This window comes from Acuticoccus kandeliae, from assembly GCF_003073115.1.
The window spans coordinates 1-662 of record NZ_QBBV01000020.1 but is presented as its reverse complement, the minus strand read 5'-3'; the positions used below and the strand labels follow the sequence as shown (position 1 = coordinate 662).

Here is a 662-nt window from a genome sequence, read left to right as displayed (position 1 = left end):
ACCTCAGCGGCAAACTCTGGTGACATGTACTGGCTCGCAATGCACAGGTACGTGATGAATATACCACATCAAATCACAGCCTGCCCAGATCGGAGCAGGCTTAATGTCAGAAGATAAATTCCTTTCGGACTACAGCCCCCGTGATGCAGTTTGGGATACCCAGCGCACGCTTACCGATTCTGTCGGGGGTATCTACCAGACTGCTGCTGAATTCGAGCGCTATGCACTCCGTATGGCCTCCTGTAGCGGTTTGTTACGTTTTGGTTGGTCTACCATCATGGAAACCGGAGAAACGCGCCTACGGCTTCGTAGTGCGAAATTTTGCCGTGTCCGTCATTGCCCTGTCTGCCAGTGGAGAAGAACCCTCATGTGGCAAGCCCGTTTTTATCAGGCTCTACCGAAAATCGTTGTGGATTACCCGTCTTCCCGATGGTTGTTTCTGACGTTAACTGTCAGGAACTGCGAGATAGGTGAACTTGGAACAGTCCTTACAGCAATGAATGCGGCGTTTAAGCGAATGGAAAAGCGAAAGGAGCTATCACCTGTTCAGGGGTGGATCAGGGCTACGGAGGTGACGCGAGGTAAGGATGGCAGCGCACATCCGCATTTTCACTGTCTGCTGATGGTGCAACCTTCTTGGTTTAAAGGGAAGAACTACGTTA

1 protein-coding gene is annotated in these 662 nt (G+C 51.1%); it reads left to right on the top strand.

What is annotated here, in order from left to right; all coding sequences use genetic code 11:
* Nucleotides 1-103 precede the first annotated feature (103 nt).
* On the top strand, nucleotides 104-662 hold a 559-nt coding region (locus DBV35_RS29080; RefSeq protein WP_170135075.1), incomplete at its 3' end, for a protein rep.